The organism is Nocardia sp. CC213A (genome assembly GCF_030766805.1).
Taxonomy (GTDB): Bacteria; Actinomycetota; Actinomycetes; order Mycobacteriales; family Mycobacteriaceae; genus Nocardia; species Nocardia otitidiscaviarum.
Genome location: NZ_JASFXA010000001.1, coordinates 295,114 through 316,218, shown reverse-complemented (window position 1 = coordinate 316,218; position 21,105 = coordinate 295,114). Strand labels below are relative to the sequence as shown.

General features: G+C 69.5%; 16 protein-coding genes. 11 read left to right on the top strand and 5 right to left on the bottom strand.

The genetic code is table 11. From position 1 onward, the window contains the following. Positions 1-107 precede the first annotated feature (107 nt). From QJS31_RS01395 to QJS31_RS01385, 3 genes are read left to right on the top strand one after another with little or no spacing between them, the layout of a single operon-like run. Positions 108-785 carry a PAS and ANTAR domain-containing protein gene (locus QJS31_RS01395; protein WP_282782925.1) on the top strand — a complete coding sequence of 226 codons (678 nt, stop codon included), beginning with the start codon at positions 108-110 and terminating at the stop codon, positions 783-785. 40 nt (positions 786-825) lie between these two features. Then, positions 826-1,176, top strand: a complete 351-nt coding sequence (locus tag QJS31_RS01390) for an STAS domain-containing protein (RefSeq protein ID WP_143981242.1) — start codon at positions 826-828, stop codon at positions 1,174-1,176. Between the two features lie 19 nt (positions 1,177-1,195). Further along, complete coding sequence (locus QJS31_RS01385) at positions 1,196-5,023, top strand: SpoIIE family protein phosphatase (RefSeq protein ID WP_306355757.1); 3,828 nt, start codon at positions 1,196-1,198, stop codon at positions 5,021-5,023. Between the two features lie 3 nt (positions 5,024-5,026). On the opposite strand, the gene QJS31_RS01380 is transcribed toward QJS31_RS01385, so the two are convergent. Both QJS31_RS01380 and QJS31_RS01375 read right to left on the bottom strand, forming a co-directional pair. Continuing rightward, positions 5,027-5,737 (bottom strand): S1 family peptidase, encoded by a 711-nt coding sequence (locus QJS31_RS01380; protein WP_282776335.1) that lies wholly within the window; start codon positions 5,735-5,737, stop codon positions 5,027-5,029. 258 nt (positions 5,738-5,995) lie between these two features. After that, positions 5,996-6,232, bottom strand: a complete 237-nt coding sequence (locus QJS31_RS01375; protein WP_282776338.1) for a hypothetical protein — start codon at positions 6,230-6,232, stop codon at positions 5,996-5,998. Between the two features lie 506 nt (positions 6,233-6,738). Here QJS31_RS01375 and QJS31_RS01370 point away from each other — a divergent pair. The 4 genes from QJS31_RS01370 to QJS31_RS01355 all read left to right on the top strand — a co-directional run bounded on the left by QJS31_RS01370 (position 6,739) and on the right by QJS31_RS01355 (position 9,225). Then, complete coding sequence (locus QJS31_RS01370; RefSeq protein WP_282776340.1) at positions 6,739-7,902, top strand: glycosyltransferase 87 family protein; 1,164 nt, start codon at positions 6,739-6,741, stop codon at positions 7,900-7,902. A 74-nt stretch (positions 7,903-7,976) separates the two neighbouring features. Further along, positions 7,977-8,429: an SRPBCC domain-containing protein gene (locus QJS31_RS01365; RefSeq protein ID WP_306355905.1), complete on the top strand. Its 453-nt coding sequence runs from the start codon at positions 7,977-7,979 to the stop codon at positions 8,427-8,429. Further along, on the top strand, positions 8,426-8,788 hold the full coding sequence (locus QJS31_RS01360; protein WP_282776344.1) for a metalloregulator ArsR/SmtB family transcription factor: 363 nt from the start codon (positions 8,426-8,428) through the stop codon (positions 8,786-8,788). The genes QJS31_RS01365 and QJS31_RS01360 overlap by 4 nt, the downstream gene beginning before the upstream one ends. Then, the gene (locus QJS31_RS01355; RefSeq protein ID WP_282776345.1) at positions 8,782-9,225 is read left to right on the top strand and encodes an SRPBCC domain-containing protein; all 444 of its coding nucleotides are present in this window, start codon (positions 8,782-8,784) and stop codon (positions 9,223-9,225) included. The genes QJS31_RS01360 and QJS31_RS01355 overlap by 7 nt, the downstream gene beginning before the upstream one ends. Positions 9,226-9,235: 10 nt before the next feature. Here the strand turns inward: QJS31_RS01355 and QJS31_RS01350 are convergent, their stop codons facing one another. The 3 genes from QJS31_RS01350 to QJS31_RS01340 all read right to left on the bottom strand — a co-directional run bounded on the left by QJS31_RS01350 (position 9,236) and on the right by QJS31_RS01340 (position 15,586). Further along, on the bottom strand, positions 9,236-10,573 hold the full coding sequence (locus tag QJS31_RS01350; protein ID WP_306355756.1) for a M1 family metallopeptidase: 1,338 nt from the start codon (positions 10,571-10,573) through the stop codon (positions 9,236-9,238). Continuing rightward, on the bottom strand, positions 10,570-14,703 hold the full coding sequence (locus tag QJS31_RS01345; protein WP_306355755.1) for a Pls/PosA family non-ribosomal peptide synthetase: 4,134 nt from the start codon (positions 14,701-14,703) through the stop codon (positions 10,570-10,572). Before QJS31_RS01345 ends, QJS31_RS01350 begins: the two co-directional genes overlap by 4 nt. A 205-nt stretch (positions 14,704-14,908) precedes the next feature. Then, the gene (locus QJS31_RS01340) at positions 14,909-15,586 is read right to left on the bottom strand and encodes a FadR/GntR family transcriptional regulator (RefSeq protein WP_039813102.1); all 678 of its coding nucleotides are present in this window, start codon (positions 15,584-15,586) and stop codon (positions 14,909-14,911) included. Between the two features lie 186 nt (positions 15,587-15,772). Between QJS31_RS01340 and QJS31_RS01335 the strand changes: the two genes are divergently transcribed. From QJS31_RS01335 to QJS31_RS01320, 4 genes are all read left to right on the top strand, one after another. Then, positions 15,773-17,230: an amino acid permease gene (locus QJS31_RS01335; RefSeq protein ID WP_282776353.1), complete on the top strand. Its 1,458-nt coding sequence runs from the start codon at positions 15,773-15,775 to the stop codon at positions 17,228-17,230. Continuing rightward, complete coding sequence (locus QJS31_RS01330) at positions 17,227-18,255, top strand: asparaginase domain-containing protein (protein ID WP_282776355.1); 1,029 nt, start codon at positions 17,227-17,229, stop codon at positions 18,253-18,255. The genes QJS31_RS01335 and QJS31_RS01330 overlap by 4 nt, the downstream gene beginning before the upstream one ends. Before the next feature lie 18 nt (positions 18,256-18,273). Beyond that, the gene (locus QJS31_RS01325; RefSeq protein WP_282776357.1) at positions 18,274-19,695 is read left to right on the top strand and encodes an aspartate ammonia-lyase; all 1,422 of its coding nucleotides are present in this window, start codon (positions 18,274-18,276) and stop codon (positions 19,693-19,695) included. Between the two features lie 171 nt (positions 19,696-19,866). Next, entirely contained in the window at positions 19,867-21,030 is a 1,164-nt protein-coding gene (locus QJS31_RS01320; RefSeq protein WP_282776410.1) for a lipase family protein, read from the top strand. The last annotated feature ends 75 nt before the right edge of the window (positions 21,031-21,105 follow it).

Sequence of the window (21,105 nt, the reverse complement as noted above, 5' to 3'; positions counted from 1 at the left end):
TTTGAGCGGATCCGGCGAGCCGCTCGTACGGGAGTTCGAGGGGTGGGATACTCCGTGGAGTGAAGGGGCCAGTGCAGATTCCGGAGAGCGGTCCGGACGCGTACGAGATCACCGCGACCGGGCAGCAGCGGCAGGTCGTGGGCACATTCCGCTTCTGGTTCGTCGGGCAGCGCTGGGAATGGTCCGACGAGGTGGCGCGGATGCACGGATACGCACCCGGCACCGTCGAACCGACGACGGAGCTGCTGCTGTCGCACAAGCACCCCGAGGACCGGGCGCACGTCCAGGACATCCTGGACTACGCCCTGCACTCCGGGGAGTCGTTCTCGAGCCGACACCGCTTCGTCGACACCGCCGGGCGCATCCACAATGTGATCGTGGTGGCCGACCGCATGTTCGACGACGCGGGCGCGGTGGTCGGCACCTCGGGCTATTACATCGACCTCACCGACACCATCGCCGAGACGGCGCAGACCATGCTCGACGAGACGCTGCCCGGCCTCTTCGAGAATCGCGCCGTCATCGAGCAGGCCAAGGGCGTGCTCATGCGCATCTACCGGATCACCGCCGAGCAGGCGTTCCAGGTGCTGCGGTGGCGGTCCCAGGAGACGAATACGAAGCTGCGCGATCTGGCCGCGCAACTCATCGCGGAACTGGATTCCGTGCCGCCCGCCCCGCCGAATGTGCAGAGCCGCTTCGATCATCTGCTGCTCACGGTGCACGAACGCATACCGCCGCACTCCGGTCCACACGGTAGCGCCGCGCCGGAGGACCGCCGCCCGTAATCTCGACGGCGGTATACGACGGTTGGAACTGGGACGGCGGATGAATCGGTTGCGGGTCGACCACGAGGTGGACCACGATGCGGTGACGGTGCGAGCCGAGGGCGATGTGGACATCAGCAGCGTCCACACCCTCACCGAGGGGCTGCGAGCCGCCCTGGAGTCGGCGCTCGAACATCCGGCCCGGCTGCTCGTCGTCGACCTCGACGGTGTGACGTACTTCGGCAGCGCCGGACTGAACGCCCTGCTCGACTGCCACGAACACGGAATCGACGCCGGGATATCCGTGCGGCTGGTGGCCTCCGACCTGCGGGTGGTCCGGCCGCTACAGGTGACGAACCTCGACAGCGTGCTGGCCGTCTATCCGACATCGGCGCAGGCCAGGAAGCACTGAGGAGCGTCAGGAGACACCCATGACCGCACCCCCGCCGTCCGGCCCCGCGATCCCGCCCGACCTGCGCGCCGCGATCGCGCTGGGCGGTGAGATGGGGCGGCGGTTCGCCGAATTCGATTGGGCCGCGCACCCGCTCGGTGTGCCCGCGGACTGGCCCGCCGAGCTGCGCACCAGTGTGACCGTGGCGCTGACGTCGCGGTTCCCCATTCTGCTGTGGCTGGACGCGCGGGAGCTGTTCCTGGTCTACAACGACGCCTACCTCCCGATCCTGGGCGATCGGCACCCGGACGCCCTGGGGCGAGCCGGACGCGAGGTGTGGTGGGATATCTGGGAGTCGATCGGCCCCATGCTGACCAGCGTGGTCGCCACCGGGGCCGCCACCTGGTCGGACGATCTGATGCTGCCACTGCTGACGGAGGGGCGTCCGCAGGAACGGTATTTCACCTTCAGCTACAGCCCGCTCCTCGCCGCCACGGGCACGGTGTGCGGGGTGTTCTGCGCCGTCACCGAGACGACCGAGCGCGTGCTCGGCGAACGACGACTGCACGCCCTCAATGCCGTCAACGCGGCGGTCATGGAATCGCGCACCGCGCACGACGTGGTGCGCGCGGCGGTGACGGTGTGCGCTCAGCAGGCCGCCGATCTGCCCTTCATCGCGGTGTACGCGGAAGACGCCGACGGTCGCGATCCGACACTGCTCGGGGCGAGCGCGGCGGTGTCACCGCTGCTGCCGCCGTCGCTGTCGGACCTGGCCCCCGGGTCGCCCGCGCGGCCCACCCGGGCGGACAGCCGGGAGATCGCCGATCTGCGCGCCGTCGTTCCCGGCCTGGCGGAAGCGTTTCCGGATGGTGCTCCGGAACGGGCCCTGGTGCTGCCGCTGGGGGAGGGCACGGTCATCGGGGCGCTGGTAATCGGCATCAGCCCGCGTCGGCCGCTCGACGAGCAGTATCGCGGATTCTGCCGCCTGCTCGCCGACCAACTGGCCTCCGCGCTGGCCGCGGCGGTGTCCTATGAGCAGCAGTGCCGCCGCGCCGATGCGCTCGCCGAGATCGACCGGGCCAAAACGGCTTTCCTCACCAATGTCAGCCACGAGTTCCGCACCCCGCTGACCCTGCTGCTCGGCCCGCTCGACGATGCGCTGGCCGAGGACGACGCCGCGGACACGGTCCTGGGCGACCGGCTGCACACCGCCCGCCGCAATGCGGGACGGCTTCTGCGACTGGTGGATTCGCTGCTCGACTTCTCCCGCATCGAGGCCGGGCGCGCCACCGCCCGGCCGCGCTGCCTGGACGTGGGCGTGCTGACCGCCCATATCGCCGCTTCCTTCGCGGAGCTGTGCCAGCGCGCCGGTCTGACCCTCGAGCTGGACTGCGACACCGTGGCGGCCGATATCGATCCCGATATGTGGGAGACCGTCGTTCTGAACCTGCTGTCGAACGCGGTGAAGTTCACCTTCGACGGCTCGATCCGGGTCGAGGTCCGCGTCGAGGAACCGGATTCGTGCCGAATCACGGTGCGCGACACCGGTATCGGTATCGACCCGAACGACCTGGACTGGCTCTTCGATCGGTTCTATCGGGCCGACAACGCACGTGGGCGCAGCGTCGAGGGCAGTGGGATCGGGTTGTCGCTGGTGCGCGGCCTGGTGGAACTGCAGCACGGCACGGTGGCGGTGGAGAGCACACCGGGTCGCGGTACCGCGGTGATCATCCGGCTGCCGCGCTCGGACGCGACGCGGACCGTCGAATCCGGCATGCTGCCCAGCCTGGCGAACAACCCCTATGTCACCGAGGCCGGGCAGTGGCTCAGTCTTCCGGCCGAGCCGCGACCGCGTGGCGGCCGCCGGGAACTGGTGCTCGTCGCCGACGACAACGCCGATATGCGAAACCACCTGGATCGCGTGCTGTCGGTCCGATGGGACACCATGGTCGTGGGCGACGGTGATTCGGCCCTGCGCGCGGTCCGCGAGCATCGCCCGGACGCGGTCGTCGCCGATGTCATGATGCCGGGGCTGGACGGCTTCGAACTGCTGGCCGCGGTTCGCGCCGAACCGGAGTTGGCGTCGACGCCGGTGCTGCTGCTCTCCGCCCGCGCGGGCCGGGAGGCCGCACGCGAGGGTTTCGCCGGTGGCGCGGACGACTACGTGGCGAAACCCTTCACCTCGCAGGAGTTGGTCGACCGGGTCGCGGCACGGCTGGCCGCCGCGGCGCGGGAACGAGCCGGACGGCTGCGCGGTGACGCGCTGGCGCGCGCCATGGCGGCGGTGACCGAACTCGATACCGTGCTGCGCACGGCCGACACCCTCACGGCCGTCCTGGCCGCGCTGCTGGAATCACTGTCCGGTGCGGGCGTGCGGGCTGCGGCAATCGCCCTGCTGGACGCCGAGACAGATTGTGTGCGAACCGCATATATCAACACCGCGGATACCCCGGTGCGGGCGAGGCAGCAGGTGCTGGCACTGGACTCGCCGCTGCCCATCGTCGAGGTCATCCGCACCGGGCGGCTGGTCGTGGTCGGTGACGCTCACTCCGGCGACGGCACCGACGTGATCGGGGGTGTGGCCGACCACCGGTCCAGTGTCGCCTACCCGCTGCGCGACGGCGCGGATCGCGTGGTCGGCGCGGTCGCGCTGCTGTGGGCCGAATCGCGCACCTTCGCCGCCGAGGACCTGGATGTGCTGGCCCGCACCGCCACCGTCACCCAGACCGCGGTGAGCCGGGTGCGGACCATGCAGCGCGAGCATCGGATCGCCGTCGAATTCCAGGATCAGCTGTTGGATCTGGATCGGCGTTCGACCGCGGCCGCGGTGGCGGCGGTGTACCAGCCGGCGGGTGAGGCCATGCGGGTCGGCGGGGACTGGTACCTGGTGGTGCCGTTCCACGGCTCCGATCGGCTCGGCATCTCGGTGGGCGATGTGGTCGGGCACGGACTGCCCGCCGCGGTGGTCATGAGCAAGCTGCGTGCCGGAGTGGCGGCGGGCGCGATCACGGCGGCCGATCCGACCACGGTGCTGGATCTGGTGGACCGCTACGCGGCCGTGGTGCCCGGCAGCCGTTGCGCGACCGTCACCTACGCGGTCGTCGACAGCCGCGCGCGGACACTGGAGTACACCTGCGCCGGACATCCCTATCCGTTGGTACTCGGCCCGGACGGCGCGGTCGGATTCCTGACCGGTGGCCGCCGGACGCCGGTCGCGGTGCCGCCGCCGGAGCGCGGCGGCACCGGTCGCGCGGATATCGCTCCCGGCAGTGTCATCCTGCTGTACACCGACGGCGTCATCGAGCGGCCCGGGGAGAACCTCGACCAGGGTTTCGCTCGTTTGCGCGCGGCCCTGGCCGAATGCGCCGACCTGCCCGTCGCCGAGATCTGCTCGGAGTTGCTGCGGCGCTTGGCGCCACCGCACGGATACACCGACGACGTGGTGCTGCTGGCGGTGCGTCCGGTGCATGCGACGGCGCGCAGCTTCGCCGCCGTGCTGCCCGCCGCGCCCGCGCAGGTGCCCGGTATTCGAGATCGCTTGCGGCGCTGGCTGACCGCGCACGACGTGGCCCCGGATCGCGAGTACGACATCCTGCTGGCGGTCGGCGAGGCGCTGGCCAATGCCATCGAGCACGGCGGCGGATTCGATTCCCGTGCCACCGTGACACTCGAGGCATTCCGGCACGGGAAGTCGTTGGTCGCCACGATCAGCGATGCGGGCCGGTGGATTCCGGCCCCCACCACGCAGATCGACAGCGAGCGCGGCCGCGGGTTCACCCTCATGAACGGGTTGGCCGATGCGATCGACACCGTGCGCACCCCGCACGGGACCCGGGTGACCCTGCGGTTCGAGAACTGCGGGGCGTGATCGCTACAGCGGGCGGAATCCGGCGCCCACCACCCCGAGTCGGTCGATCTCGGCCAGCACCGCGGTGATCTGGTTGGACACGTCCGGATCGTGGAACGGGTTTCCGGGTCCGGTACAGGGCATTTCGGAGGAGCCCGGTAGGCCGACACCAGCGTTGATCATGCCCACCAGCTGGTCGCCGCGCAGCACCGGCCCGCCCGAGTCGCCATGGTTCGCACAGACCTGGCTGAGGAATTCGTCGGGATAGGCATCCCATACCACCCCGCAGGTGAACCCGGTGGTGCGGCCGTTCTTGCACACCGTCTCCATCGCCTGGGCGGGAGCGCCGACCGTCGCGACCACGGAGGGACCGACCTGGCGGACCGGCGTGACGCGGGCGGGGTCGAGTTCGATGACCGCCCAGTCGTGGTCGACGTCCTTGACCGCGGCGAAGCCGATCGGCCCGGCATGCGGATCGGCCTCCGCCCAGACCGCCACCCCCGCGTCCTCGGCGCAGTGTCCGGCGGTGATGCCGACGAGACGGTTCTCGCGGTCGTAACCCACCGCCGTCATGGTGCACAGCGCGACCATGCGCGGGTTGCTGGTCTGCAGGGCGATACCCGAGCCGCCGCCGACCACCGGCCCGCCGTCGGCGTGTGCCGCCCCGGCACCCGGCCCGGCCAGCACCACCATGGTCATGACCGTTCCGGTCGCGATTTTGACGGTTGTACCCACTGTGTGAACCACGCCCACTCCCTTCCGATCCGTCGACTGCGAGGTAACCCGTGCGAGCCTATGCCCGGGCGCGCAGATCAAGATCGAAAACCTCGCGTCGTTACGCGGTCTTGACCGTGCGTCGACCCGAAGTGAGATATTCCGGTTCGGCATACACCGCACCGACAGTGGAGTACGCCATGACCGCACGGGGCACGGCCGCTCGGCGTGGGCGGCGCTCGCGCGTGCGGACGCGGCGGTGCCGGGATCGGTGGGTGCTCAGCCGTCCTTGCGGGCGTGTCGGCCACCGCCGCCGGTGGGGACGGGGCGGATGGGCCATTCGGCGGGGTCGGCCCACGGGGAGGTGACAGGCTCCGTCACGCGGGGGAGTTCTTCGGTGGGCCCGTCGAGTTCGCGTTGCAGCTGGTCGAAGAAGGCCTGCATGCTGCCGTAGCGGGCCAGGATTTCCGCCAGCAGCCGTTGTGCGTCGGTGTTCGCCGTGATCACCTCCGTCATCGTCCTGCACGCTTGCGGGGGAGTCCCGGTGCCCGGCCTCGGCCGTACACGCGACCGCACCGGCGGGGGCAGGGAGTCACGGGAGCACTGCCGCCCGCCGGTGTCGGCGTTTTCGTGTACCGCGTCGGCCCCACAACGGGACGGGGCCGGGGGCCGCTGTTGGGCGAGCAACCCCCAAACACTCCGAGCACGAGGCTGCTGGAAGGTAGCGGCAGATCGGCCGGGAGTCCGCCTGCCGCGCCTCGTGATCGGAATGCCCGTCGATACGGTAATGGGGCCGCCGCCCCGGGCACGGCATTGCACGCCTGGTGGCACGGAATGTCAGAGGTTTCCGGCACGTACCGTCATAGGTTTCCGAGAATTCGCTCATCCGGCGCGCGGCGGTCGGATGCCCCGCGGTTTTCGGGGCATGCCCGAGGTCATCTGCTTAGGTAACCTAACCACCCGTGGACAACGTGCGATCGCCGGAGGCGCCACGCTCCGCCCGAACGCTTCTCCTGCTCTCCGTGAGCGCGGTGGTCGCGGTATCGCTGCTGTTCTCCACAGTCGACCCCTGGTTGGACAAGGTCGGGATCCTGGTCGGCGGTCTGGACGCGCACATCTATCGCGATGGCGCGCTGCGCATCCTGCGGGGGCAGCCGCTCTACACCGAGACCACGCTGTACGGGTTGCTGTACACCTACACGCCGTTCTCGACCCTGGTGTTCCTGCCGGTCGTGGCGGTGCCGTGGGCCTACGTGACCAACACCTGGCTGGCGCTCAATCTGGTCACGCTCCTCGGCTGTGTCGTGATGTGCTGGCGTATTCTCGGCTACCGGATCGGTCCCCGGCTGGTCGGCCTCAGCGCACTGCTGGCGACCATCTGCGTCTTCCTCGAGCCCGTCCGCACCACGCTGTACTACGGGCAGATCAATCTGATTCTCATGCTGCTCGTGCTGTGGGGCGTGTCGCGGCCGGAGCACGCTCGACTCCGCGGCCTCGGTGTCGGGTTGGCCGCCGGTATCAAACTCGTACCCGGCTTCTTCATTCTCTACTTTCTCGCGCTGCGCCAATGGCGTTCGGCCATGATTGCCGCGGCGGCCCTCGCCGCCACCGTCGTGCTGGCCTGGATCGTGCTGCCCGACGACTCGCGGCAGTACTGGGGCTCGACCTTTCTGCGCTCGGATCGCATCGCGCCCGACGGACATCCGGCCAATCAGTCGATTCGGGGCACACTCGCCCATCTGGCCGACGGTGCCGTGCCCACATGGCTGTGGTTACTGCTCGCGACGGGCGTTGTCGCCGTGGCTCTCACCGTCGTGGCGGCGCTGGACCGCCGCGGTGAACGCTTGCTCGCGGTCACTCTCGCGGGAGCGACCGCGTGCGCGGTATCGCCGTTCTCGTGGAGTCACCACTGGGTCTGGTTCGTCCCGCTGTTCGTCTACTGTGCCCACCGCGCCCAGCGGGATGCCCGCTGGTGGGTCGCGGCGGCGGCGCTGTGGCTGTGGACCGCGGCCTGGGCGTACCACTGGAGCGACACCTCGGTAACGGTGGGGCTGTTCCTGTTTCCGCCGTCGTGGCCGATCGCCCCACTGCTCATGAACGGGTACGTGACCGCCTACGTCGTCCTGCTGATCGCGGCCGCGACGACGGTGTGGCGGGTTCGCTCGGTGCCGGCCGCGACCCAATAGGCAACCAACGGTTGCGCAATTCGCCGTCCGCCTCTAGGGTGATGTGCAACTAATGGTTGCACATGGAGGTGGTCGTGGAATACGGCAGCATCGAACGTGAGATACACGTCGACGCCACACCCGAGGTGGTGTACGAGGTGGTCAGCGATCCGCGGCATATGGCCCAGTGGTGGAGCGACGAGGCCGAATTCGAGCCGACCCCGGGTGCGGTCGGCGAACTCGCCTGGGGGAATCGGGAGCATGTGGAGGCCATGACGGTCGTTCGGGCCGACCCGCCGCGCCTGTTCGCCTTCCGCTGGTCCTATCCGGACGGCACCGCCGACGAGATCGCGGATTCACTGCTGGTCACCTTCGAACTCGTGCCGTCCGGCACCGGCACCCTGATCCGGCTCACCGAGACCGGATTCCGGGAAATGGGCTGGGCGGAAGCGAAACTGGCGCAGGAGTACGGCGAACACGTCACCGGCTGGGACTTCTACCTCCCCCGGCTCGGGGAGTACGTCACCCGCTTGGTGTCCGCGCCGTGACCGTCATCGACGACGAACTGTGGTCGGCCATCGGCGATCCCACCCGGCGGCGCATGCTCGATCTGCTGCTGGCCGCGGGCGAGGGCACGGCCACCGGACTCAGCGAGGAGCTGCCGGTGACCCGGCAGGCCATCGCCAAACACCTCGGCGTTCTCGACCGCGTCGGCCTGGTGCACGCCACCGCCGCCGGGCGGGAGCGTCGATACCGGGTGGACGAGGAACGGCTCGCCCGCGCGGTGGCGCAGCTGTCCTCGGTCGGAGCGGCCTGGGACGCCCGGCTCCGGCGCATCAAACGTATCGCCGAAACAATCCAGCACGCCGAAAGAATCCAGCAGACGAAGGACGCGAAGAAATGGTAGACATCCTGCACCGGGTCGGCATCCGTGCATCGGAGGCCGCGGTGTACACCGCCCTCACCACCACCGAGGGCTTGGCCGGATGGTGGACCACCGACACCGCCGGAGACGGTGACGAGATCGGCGGCCTGCTCCAATTCCGGTTCGGGGCCGGAGGTTTCGATATGCGGGTGCGCGATCTGGACCCGGACCGCCACGTGCTGTGGGAGGTCGTCGAGGGGCCGGAGGAATGGGTCGGCACCCATGTGCGCTGGAATCTGAAACCGGCGGGAGACCACACCATCGTGCTGTTCGCTCACGAGGGCTGGAAGGAGCCGGTGGAGTTCATGCACCACTGCAGCACCAAGTGGGCGGTTTTCCTGCTCAGTCTGAAGTCGCTGGTCGAAACCGGCAAGGGCGCACCGGATCCGCACGACGTCAAGATCGACGACTGGAACTGAGCGGTACCGTTCAACCGCCGTGCGGCGGCAGTTGGGGGAGCGGCTCGTCGCGGAGCCAGCTCTCCCAGAACGAGCGCAGCGGCACCGTGCTGTAATGCCCGGCCAGATCGGTGAATTCGTCGGTGGTGACCGAGGCGTGCCGGTAGCGGGCGGTCCACTCGCGCAACAGGTCGAAGAAGGCGCGCTCACCCAGCTCGAGGCGCAGGGCGTGCAGGGTGAGCGCGCCGCGCTTGTAGACGCGATCGTCGAACATGCGGGTGGGGCCGGGATCGCCGACGCGAATGTCCTGCGGTTCGCGGGCCAGATTGTGGCGGGCGGCGCGGGCGAGCTGATCGGCCGTGGGTCCGTCGGCGGCCTCGGACCAGATCCATTCGGCGTAACAGGCGAAGCCCTCGTGCAACCAGATATCGCGCCACCGGCGAATGGTGAGGCTGTTGCCGAACCACTGGTGGGCCAGTTCGTGCGCGACGAGGCGTTCGGAGCCACGCCGCCCGTCGCAATGGTTGGCCCCGAAGACCGAGATGCCCTGGGCCTCGATGGGAATCTCCAGCTCGTCATCGGTGACGACGACGGTGTAGCCCTCGAACGGGTACGGCCCGAACTTCTCGGTGAACACCTCCATCATGCGGGGCTGGCGCGCGAAATCGTGGTCGAAATCCACGCGCAGGCGCGGTGGCAGCACCGCCTGCATGGGCACGGATCCGTGCGGGGCGTCGATGCGCTGTTTGCGGTAGTGCCCGATCTGGATGGTGGCCAGATAGCTGGACATGGGTTCGGGCTGCTCGTACACCCAGGTGGTCTGGCTGGCCTTGGTCAACTTGCGCATCAGGGTGCCGTTGGCCAGGGCGTAGTACGGCGAGTCCGTGGTGATCGAAATCCGGTAGCTGGCTTTGGAACTCGGATGATCGTCACACGGAAACCAGGACGCCGCGCCATTGGGTTGGCTGGCGACCAGCGCACCCTCCGACAGTTCCTCCCAGCCGACCTCGCCCCACGGACCGCGCACCGGTTTCGGTACCCCCGCGTACTGGACCACCAGGTGCAGCGCGCCGCCCGAGGGGATCTTCTGCTGCGGCGTGATCACCAGCTTGCCGCGCTGGTGGCTGTACTTCGCCGCCTTCGAGCCGTTGACGAACACCTTCGACACATTCAGCGCCTGGGAGAGGTCCAACGCGAACCGATCCCACACCCCGGTGGTGACGGCCGTGATGGCCGCGCGCCCCGCCAGCCGGTTGCTGGCGACCTTGTAGACCAGTTCCAGTTCGTAGCGCGACACCCGGTATCCGCGATTGCCGTTCTGCGGCAGGTAGTCGTCGATCGGATCCTCGTAGAACTTGTCGCGGATCATCGCGCCGCTTCCACACCCGGCCACGGCGCGATCGGATTGCCCCACCACCGGGTGGACGGCGGCACGCTGTCGCCCCGCATGACCAGCGAGGCCGGGCCGATGGTCGCGCCCGCGCCGATGACGGCGGCGGGCAGGGCGACGCAGTGCGGGCCGAGAGTCGCTCCGGCATGCAGGGTTACGGTGTCCATGGCCATGATGCGGTCGTGGAACAGGTGGGTCTGCACCACGCAGCCCCGTTCCACCGTCGCGCCGTCACCGAGTGTCACCAGATCCGCCTCCGGGAGCCAATAGGACTCGCACCATACCCCGCGCCCGATGGTCGCGCCGAGTCCGCGCAACCAGAGATTGAGTACGGGCGTACCGGTCGCCGCGCGGGCGAACCAGGGCGCGGCGACATGTTCCACGAAGGTGTCGGCGACCTCGTTGCGCCACACGAACGAACTCCACAGCGGATGCTCCTCGGCTCGAATCCGCCCCACCAGCAGCCATTTCGCCACCACGGAGGCGACTCCGGCGACCGCGCCCGCCGCCATCAGCACCAGTCCGCTCAGCAGCGCGGCGGGCAGATGGCCCAGGGTGCGGGCGAGCCACGCCAGGGTGAACAGCACGCCGAGACCGATGGCGAAGGTCACCAGCACCGGAATCAGGCGGCAGGTCTCCACCACCGCGCGGGCCAGGCGCAGGCGCGGCGGGGGATCGAATGTGCGCGCGGTATCGGCGTTCTCGGCGGCCCGGCGCAACCGCACCGGTGGACTGCCCAGCCACGACGATCCCGCCTTGGCCTTGGAGGGTGCGGCCGAGAGCACCGCGACGAGGCCGTTCTTGGGCACCCGGCGACCGGGCGCGGTCATCCCGGAATTACCGAGGAAGGCGCGCTTGCCGACCTTGGCCTCACCGATGCGTAGCCAGCCGCCGCCGAGTTCGTAACTGGCGATCATGGTGTCGTCGGCCAGGAACGCGCCGTCGGCGACGGTGGTGAACTTGGGCAGCAGCAGCACCGTGGACGCCTCCACCCGCTTGCCGACCTTCGCGCCGAGCAGGCGCAGCCAGATCGGGGTCAGCAGGCTGGCATAGAGCGGGAACAGGAAGGTGCGGGCCGAGTCCAGCAGGCGTTCGGTGGCCCACGCCTGCCAGCCGATCCGGCTGCGCACCGGGTGATAGCCCTCCCGCAGCCCGATGCCGAACAGGCGGACCGCGAGGATGGTCACCGCCGCGTACACGCCCAGACTCAGCAGGGTGGCGACCGGAAGCACGGCGACAGCGCGGCCGAGCCCGGCGGTCAGGGTGGCGGTGTCGCGAATGCACCAGGCGATGAACGCACCGCCCGTGGCCAGCCCGAGGATCGGCACCGCCGCCAGCACCATGGAGGTGATGCCGAAGATCGCCACCCAGTGCGCGGCGCGGGCGGGGGCGTGGTCGGGCCAGCGGTGCCGCGCCTTGCCGACCTTCACCGCGGGGGAGCCCGCCCACTCCTGTTCGGCCTTCACCTTGCCCGACACCGCCGAGCCCGGCGCGATCTCGGCCCGCTTGCCGATCCTGCTGCCCGGTAACAGGATCGAGCGCGCGCCGACCACCGCACCCGGCCCGATGACGATCGGGCCGATGTGCACCACATCGCCGTCGATCCAGTAGCCGGACAGATCCACCTCGGGTTCGACGCTGCATCCGTCGCCGAGTTCCAGCATGCCGGTCACCGGCGGCAGGGTGTGCAGGTCGACGCCCTTGCCGATCGTCGCGCCGAGGGCGCGCGCGAACGGCACCATCCATGGTGCGCCGGACAGGTTCTCCGCACCGCTGGCCTCGGACAGCCGCACCGCGGTCCACAGCCGCAGATGGACGCTGCCACCGCGCGGATAGCTGCCCGGCGCGACGCCGCGCAGCAGCAGCCGGGAACCGGCCACGCACAGCAGCATGCGGCCGGGCGGGGAGATGAACAGCAGGAAGGCGACCAGGGCCCACCACCACGACAGGTGCGGCAGCCACGGCAGCGAGCCGGACCAGGCGGCGATATTGCCGACGATGCCCAGCCAGGTGAGCCACTGCAGGCCGGTGAGCGTGGTGAGTGGAACGGTGGCCAGCACCTGGAACAGCTGGGCGGGCAGCGGCACCGGGTGCACGACCCGCTCGCACACCGCGTCGGCGGGGGCGCTGTCGTCGAGGAAGGCGGCCAGCGCGCCCAGGCGGGGATGGTCGTAGAGGTCGGCGACGGTGACGCGCGGGTGGCGTTCGCGCAGGGCGGCCACCAGTTGTGCGGCGGCCAGTGAGCCGCCGCCCAGATCGAAGAAGTCGAAGGTGTGGTCGCTGACCTCGGCTCCGAGAATGGAGTCCCAGAGACCGGCCACCCATCGCTCGGTCGCGGACAGCCCCGAATCGGCCGGATCGGCGGCGGCCTTGGGCAGCGGCCAGGGCAGTGCGTCGCGGTCCACCTTGCCGGAGGTGCGGGTGGGCATGTCGGCGACCACGGCCAGGCGGGGGACCAGCGGGGCCGGAAGCCGTTCGGCCAGTAGGGCTCTGGCGGCGGCCATATCGTAGTCGGCGGTCGGTCCGGTCAGGTAGCCGACGAGGATCTTGTTGCCCGCCTTGGTGGTTCGGATGGCGGCGGCCGCGCCCGTCACCCCGGGCAGGTGCTGTAGGGCATTGTCGATCTCACCCAGTTCGATCCGGCGGCCGCCGAGTTTGATCTGATCGTCCGCGCGACCCAGGAAGACCAGGCCCGCGCGGTCATTGCGCACCAGATCGCCGCTGCGGTACGCACGTTCCCAGCCGAGCGAGGGGAGTGGCGCGTACTTCTCCGCGTCCTTGGCCGGATCCAGATAGCGCGCCAGCCCGACGCCGCCGATGACGAGTTCCCCGGATTCGCCCTCGGCCACCGGATTGCCGTCCCCGTCCACGACGGTCAGATCCCAGCCGTCCAGCGGCAGGCCGATGCGCACCGGGAAGGAACCGTCGAGCAGGGCGCCGCAGGCCACCACGGTGGCCTCGGTGGGGCCGTAGGTGTTCCACACCTCGCGGGTCGTATCGCGCTCCCCGGACCCGTTCCCGGCCAGCCGTTCCGCCAGCTCCGGCGGCACCGCCTCGCCGCCGAAGATGAGCAGCCGCACCGAATCCAGCGCCTCCGCGGGCCAGGTGGCCGCCAGCGTCGGGACGGTGGACACGATGCTGATCTCGCGGCGCACCAGCCACGGCCCCAGATCCGCGCCGGTGCGCACCAGCGCGCGCGGTGCGGGCACCAGGCACGCGCCGTGCCGCCACGCCAGCCACATCTCCTCGCACGAGGCGTCGAAGGCGACCGACAGTCCGGCCAGCACCCGATCACCCGGCCCGATCGGCGCGTCCGGCAGGAACATCCGCGCCTCGGCGTCCACGAACGCGGCCGCGTTGCGATGCGTCACCGCGACACCCTTCGGCGTCCCCGTGGACCCCGAGGTGAAGATGATCCAGGCGTCGTCCTCGGGCAGGGGGGCCGCGACCGAGTTCGCCGGGCGGACGTCGCCCACCGCGGTCGCCTCCGCGGCTCGGGTCGAGGCGCTGCCCACCCCGGCCGTACTCGCCGAGTGGGTGGCCATCGTGCTTGTCGTGCTCGTGCTCGCAGACGCGGTGGCCGTCGCCCCTGCGGCCACGGCGGCCGGACCCGTGGTGGCCGAATCTTCGGGCCGTGCCGGTGCTGTCGGGTGAGTGGTGGCCGTGGGCGGTGCGGCCGCAGGCGAATCCGCTGCCGTGCCGGTGCTTTCGATTCCGGCGGCGGTGACGATCGCGCTGACCCGGGCCTCGCCGAAGACCAGGCGGGCTCGCTCGTCCGGATCGTCGGCGTCGACCGGGACGTAGGCGGCGCCGGCGTGCAGGACGGCCAGGATGGTGATGTAGAGGTCGCGGGTGCCCGAGGGCATGCGCACGCCGACGCGATCACCGGCGCGCACGCCCGCCGCCGCCAGTCGCGCCACGGTGGCGTCGACCTCGGCCAGCAGTTCGGCGTAGCTGAGCACCGCCTCGCCGTCGTCGACGGCGGGGGCGTCGGGGTGGGCCAAGGCGGTGGCGGCGAGGATGTCGACCAGGGTGCGAGCCGGCGGTGCGAGCGTGGCCCGCAGCATCGGGTTCACACCCTCCGCGGTATCCGTATCCGGCTGCGGCATCACGCCCTGACCACCTCTCACAGCACTCCCCAACGTTTCGGCATTCGTTGTTTCACACTTGGGTTACCAATGAGCGAACTCTGCGGTGACCAAATGTCCAGACTACCCGGCATGCCGGTCGCCGGGCGTTCACCGAAACCGGGGGCGGGTGTGTTCCGCGGCACGATGCGCGCGGGCAATCGGGCGGAAGACCGCCGGTTGTCGATCAGTCGCCGATGCGGGCGATGGTGTCGGCCACCCGTTCCAGGTGCTCGGTCATGGCGGCGCGGGCGGCGTCGGCGGAGCGGGCCTCGATGGCGCGGACGATGGCCTCGTGTTCGCGATCGGAGTCGGTGCGCCGGTCCTGGGTGAGGTTGAGGAATTCCGATTGCAGGTCCAGGGCGCTGCGGGTGTCGGCCACGAAGGTGGTGAGCATGGTGTTCCCGCTGGCGGCGGCGATGGCGGTGTGCAGTTCGCCGTCGTAGCGCACCCATTCGCGGTCGTCGGTGGCGTTCGCCAGGTGGTCGAGGATGTCGAACAGGTGGCGCAGCTGTTCCTCGGTGCGGCGCTGCGCGGCGTACCCGGCGGTGGGGATCTCTACCAGTCGTCGCGCCTCGATCAGGTCCTCGGCGTCGACGCCCGCGAAGGTCAGGCGCGGATTCTCCTTCTTGGAGATGACGAATGTGCCGCGCCCCGTATGGGTTTCGGTCAGGCCCAGGGTCGCGCACGCGTGCAGTGCCTCGCGCACCACCGGGCGACTCACCCCGAACTCCTTGGCGAGGGCGAGTTCTCCGGGCAGCCGGTCGCCGACGGCGTACTCGTCACCCTGGATGAGGCTCTTGAGTCGTCGAAAGACCGCTTCGGTAGCGCCGATGCGCTGCACCTGTCCTTCTTCGACCGTCACGCGATCAGTATGGGTACGGGGCCGGGGAGGGTCAAAACGTGAACGGCGAGTGTCGCCGATATGGACAGCCGACATTGACAGCGCGATGTGACCGCCATTACTGTCAGCCTGTCTTACAGCCTGACAGCTTGGCATCTTCCGCTCGCCGGTCGCCGCACAGGCTGGGTCCGCCCGAGGAAGGTTTCCATGCACGACGAACCGTCGGCGCGCACGGCCACCGCGCCCGCGCCCACGACCGCGCCCACGCTCGATATCGGCGATGTCGGCTATCAGAAACAGCTGCGCAAGCGGCATATGCAGATGATCGCCATCGGCGGCTCCATCGGCACCGGCCTGTTCCTCGGCGCCAGCGGCCGGATGGCCCTGGCCGGACCGTCGCTGGCCATCGTCTACATCGTGTGCGGCCTGTTCACCTTCATGGTGGTGCGCGCACTGGGCGAGCTGGTCATGTACCGGCCCTCCTCCGGAGCCTTCGTCTCCTACGCCCGCGAATTCATGGGCGAACGCGGGGCCTACACCGTGGGCTGGCTGTACTTCCTGAACTGGTCGACCACGCTGGTCGCCGATATCACCGCCGTGGCGCTGTACGCCCACTTCTGGTCCATGTTCACCGCGATTCCGCAGTGGGTGCTGGCGCTCATCGCCCTGGCCGTGGTGGTCGCGCTGAATGTGGTGTCGGTGCGCCTGTTCGGCGAGATGGAGTTCTGGTTCGCGCTGATCAAGGTCGGCACCATCGTCATCTTCATGCTGGTGTCGGTCGGGCTCATCGTCACCGGCACCCCGATCGACGGCAACGTGCCGGGCATCGCCACCATCACCGACAACGGCGGACTCTTCCCGCAGGGGCTGGCCCCCATGCTCACCATCGCCCTGGGCGTGGTGTTCGCCTTCGGCGGTACCGAGATGATCGGCGTGGCTGCGGGCGAGTCCGATGATCCGCGGGGCGTGGTGCCGCGCGCGGTGAATTCCATCATGTGGCGGATCATCCTGTTCTACGCCGGATCGGTCATCCTGTTCACGCTGCTGCTGCCGTGGACGGCCTACTCGGCCAGCGAGAGTCCGTTCGTCACGGTCATGAGCAAGGTCGGCATCCCGCACGCCGGGGACGTCATGAACCTGGTGGTGCTCACCGCCGCCATGTCCAGCCTGAACGCGGGCCTCTACGCGACCGGACGCACCCTGCGATCCATGGCCGTCGCCGGTACCGCACCGAGTTTCGCCGCGCGCATGAACCGGCAGGGGGTGCCCTACGGCGGCATCCTCATCACCAGCGCCGTGGGGATCGCCGGGGTGGTGCTCAACCTCGTGATGCCGCACAAGGCGTTCGAGATCGTGCTGAACCTGGCCGGGCTCGGCATCGTCGGCACCTGGGCGTCGATCATGATCTGTCACTGGATCTTCGTGCGCCGCGCCGAACGCGGCGACTACACCCGGCCCGACTTCCGCCTGCCGCTGGCCCCCGTCCTCAATATCGCGACACTGGCCTTCCTGGTGGGAGTGGTGGTGCTCATGATCTTCGACGAAGAGATCGGGCGGATCACCGTGGTCGCCTTCCTGGCCGTGGCCGTCGCCATGGTGGTGGGCTGGTACCGGGTGCGCGATCGGCTCGACCACGACGTGCTGGCACCGGTGGAGCGGCCGTGATCGACATCCTCTACACCGGCGGCACCTTCGGCATGGTCGACCAGGGGGCGGGTATGCGCCCCCGGGCGGGAATCGGGGCCGACATCGCCGAGATCGTCGCCGAATTCGAAGCCGCGGCGGGGCTGTCGGTGGGCTACCGGTACAGCGAACTCGACCCGGTCATCGACAGTGCGCAGGCCGACGCGGGCACCGGCCGCCGCATCGCCGAACGCGTGCGCGCCGGGATCGCCTCGGGACGGCCCAAGGGCGTCATCGTCATCCACGGCACCGACACCATGGCCTACGTCGGAGCGCGGATCGCGTTCGAACTGCGCGGCTGCGCGATCCCGATCCTGTTGACCGGTGCGCAGATCCCGCTCGGACAGCCCGGCAGCGATGCCCGCGACAATCTGCGCCTGGCGCTGAAATCGATTGTGGCGCGCACCGATCCGGGCACCTACCTGGCCTTCGGTGCGGGCCTGCACCCGGCGGTGCGGGCCTCCAAGCGCGCCGTCGAGGACTACGAGGGCTTCACCACCATTCGGGCGCTGACGCCGCCCCCGGTACCCGCCGTCCTGCCCGAGGCGTCGCGGCCCCGGGAGGCGCGCGGGCCGGTCGGCCTGCTGACGGTATTCCCCGGCCTGCACGCCGCCCTGCTCGACGCCGCCGTCGATCACTATCGCGGCGGCCTGGTGCTGGAGTGCTACGGCTCCGGCACCGCGCCGCTGCACGGCACGGACATGATGGATTCGCTGCGCCGCGCCATCCTGCGCGGAACGCCGGTCGTGGTCATCACCCAATGCGACAGCGGGGGTGTGGATCTCGCTCGCTATCAGCCCGGACGCGCACTGCTGGACGCGGGCGTGATCAGCGGTGGCGACATGACCCGGGAGGCCGCGCTGGCCAAACTGTCCCATCTGGTGGACAGCGGGTTCTGCGGTGCGCGACTGCGGCACGCCATGGAGACCAATCTGCTCGGTGAACTCTCGAATCCGTCTCCGGCGGCGCGCGATTCGAGCTTGCACCACGCCTATGCCGCGCACTGAGAGGATCTGGAGCGAACCATGACCGACGACACCCGTATCGACAGCGACTCCCTCGGCTCCCTGTCGGTGCCGCGCGACGCCTACTGGGGCGTGCACACCGCGCGCGCCCTGGAGAACTTCACCGTCACCGGTGACGCCATCGGCAACTATCCGGCGCTCATCTGCTCCCTCGCAGCCGTCAAACAGGCCGCCTGCCGGGCGAATCGGGAGTTGGGCGTGCTCGACGCGCGCCGCGCCGACGCCATCGACAGGGCCTGTGCGGAGATCCGCGACGGTCGGCTGCACGACCAGTTCCCCATCGACCCCATCCAGGGCGGTGCGGGCACCTCCACGAATATGAACGCCAACGAGGTCATCGCCAATCGGGCGCTGGAGATCCTCGGTTTCGAGCGCGGCCACTACGCCGAACTCGACCCGCTGGACCATGTGAACCTCGGGCAGTCCACCAACGACGTCTACCCGACCGCGGTGAATCTGGCCGTGGTGCAGCACATTCGGAAGCTCTCGGCGGCGCTGGCCGGGCTCGCCGACGCCTTCGACGCCAAATCGGTGGAATTCGCCGATGTCATCAAGATGGGCCGCACTCAGCTCCAGGACGCCGTCCCCATGACCCTCGGCCAGGAGTTCGCCACCTTCGCGGTCATGGTGCGCGAGGACTGCCAGCGGCTCGACGAGGGCCGGGCGCTGCTGTGCGAGAGCAATCTCGGCGGCACCGCCATCGGGACCGGGATCAACGGCCACCCGCGGTACTCCGCGCTGGCCTGCGCGCACCTGAGTGAGATCACCGGGGAGACGGTGACACCCGCGGAGAACCTCATCGAGGCCACCCAGGACGCGGGGGCGTTCGTGCAGGTGTCGGGCATTCTCAAGCGGGTCGCGGTGAAGCTGTCCAAGACCTGCAACGATCTGCGGCTCATGTCCTCCGGCCCGGCCACCGGTTTCGGGGAGATCCGGCTGCCCGCCCGGCAAGCCGGTTCGTCGATCATGCCGGGCAAGGTCAACCCGGTCATTCCCGAGCTGGTCAATCAGATCGCCTTCGAGGCCATCGGCAACGACCTGACCGTCACCATGGCCGCCGAGGCCGGGCAGTTGCAGCTCAACGCCTTCGAACCGATCATCGCCTACAGCCTGCTGAAGACGACCACCCATCTCATCGCGGCGGCGGACGCGCTGGCCACCAGGTGCGTTCCGGGAATCACCGCCAATCGCGATCATCTGGAGGCCGGGGTGCGCCGCTCGGTCGGCATCGTCACCGCGCTGGCACCCCGGATCGGCTACGCGGCCAGCGCTGCCATCGCCAAGCAGGCATTGGTGACCGGGCGGTATGTGGGCGATATCGCGACCGAACTCGGCCTGCTGTCCCCGGAGGCCGTGGCCGAACTGCTCGCGCCGCACCGGTTGGCGGGGCTGGCCGCCCCGGTCGAACCATCCTCGGCGTAGGACGATGCCGGGGACCGGATGTGCCGGTCCCCGAACGGGCCCCGGGCGCTGTGATATCCGATAGTGCTGACCTCGGTCTTTTGTATTCTCGACGAAAATTTGCCCGGCGATTTGGGCAAAACGCCCAATTGGAAGTAGTTTTCGCCCGTGATCAGAGCCGCGACCAAGCTGATGATCTTGGTGATGACTGTCCTGTCGATCGGCGCGTTGGCCTCGCCCTCCGGTGCCTCGCCGCTGTACCCGACACCCGACCCGGACCCCTTCTACCACGCCCCCGACGACCTGACCGACAAGAAGCCGGGTGACGTGGTGCGGATCCGGCGCATCGACTCCGGGCCCTACGTCGGTACCGACATGTGGCAGGTGGCCTTCCGTTCCACCAACTCCGGTGGCGACCCCATCATGGGCGTCACCACGGTCCTGCTGCCGCGCGGAGTGGCGAACCCGCCGCTGGTCTCCTATCAGGCCCTGATCAATTCCCTGGGCGCGCAGTGCAATCCGTCGCGCTCGCTGTTCAACGGTGAACTCCAGGACGCGGTGGGCGCGATGCTGCCCATCGGGCGCGGCTGGGCCATCTCCCTACCCGACTACCTGGGGCCGCATGTCGCCTACGGCGCGGCGCGGCTCGGCGGTATGGTGACCCTCGACAGCGTCAAGGCCGTCCGCCAGGCCACCGAACTCGGCCTCGGTTCGGTGCCGGTGGTGCTGGCCGGGTACTCCGGCGGCGGGATGGCCACGGCGTGGGCGGGCGCACTGCAACCCACCTACGCACCGGATCTGAAGCTGACCGCGGTCGTCGCGGGCGGAATTCCGGCCGATCTGCGGGAGATGGCCCTTGCCCTGGGATTCGACCCGCATCCCGGATTCGGCCTGGCCTTCGCGGCCGCCATGGGACTGGAGCGCGAATACCCGCAGCGTCTGCCGGTATCGGACCAGCTCAACGAGAACGGCCTGTGGTTCCGGGATTTCACCAAGGACGCCTGCCGTCGCTTCCTGCTCTTCCACGGCGTCTCCCGCAATGCCGAACAGCTCGCCGCGTCCAAGGACATGATGAACAGCCCCGAGGCGCATGCGGTGCTGCGCGAGAACAGCCTGCGCTACCACGACGGGATTCCCACCGTGCCGACCTTCTTCTGGCAGGGCCGGTTCGACACCATGACGCATTTCGGTCCGGTGGCCGAGGTCGCCGAACGGTACTGCGCGGCCGGGGTGCCGCTGATGTTCCGCCCGTACGACATCGCCGAGCACCTGACCACCGCCGTCGCCGGATTCCCGGAGGCATGGGATTACGTGGAAGCCCGATTCCGCGGCGATCCGGTACCGACCACCTGCTGATCTCGCGCGCCCGCCGCTCCCCGGAGTGACCCTTGCCACAGCTGGTACGTAAGCGTACCGTGCGAGTGGTACATG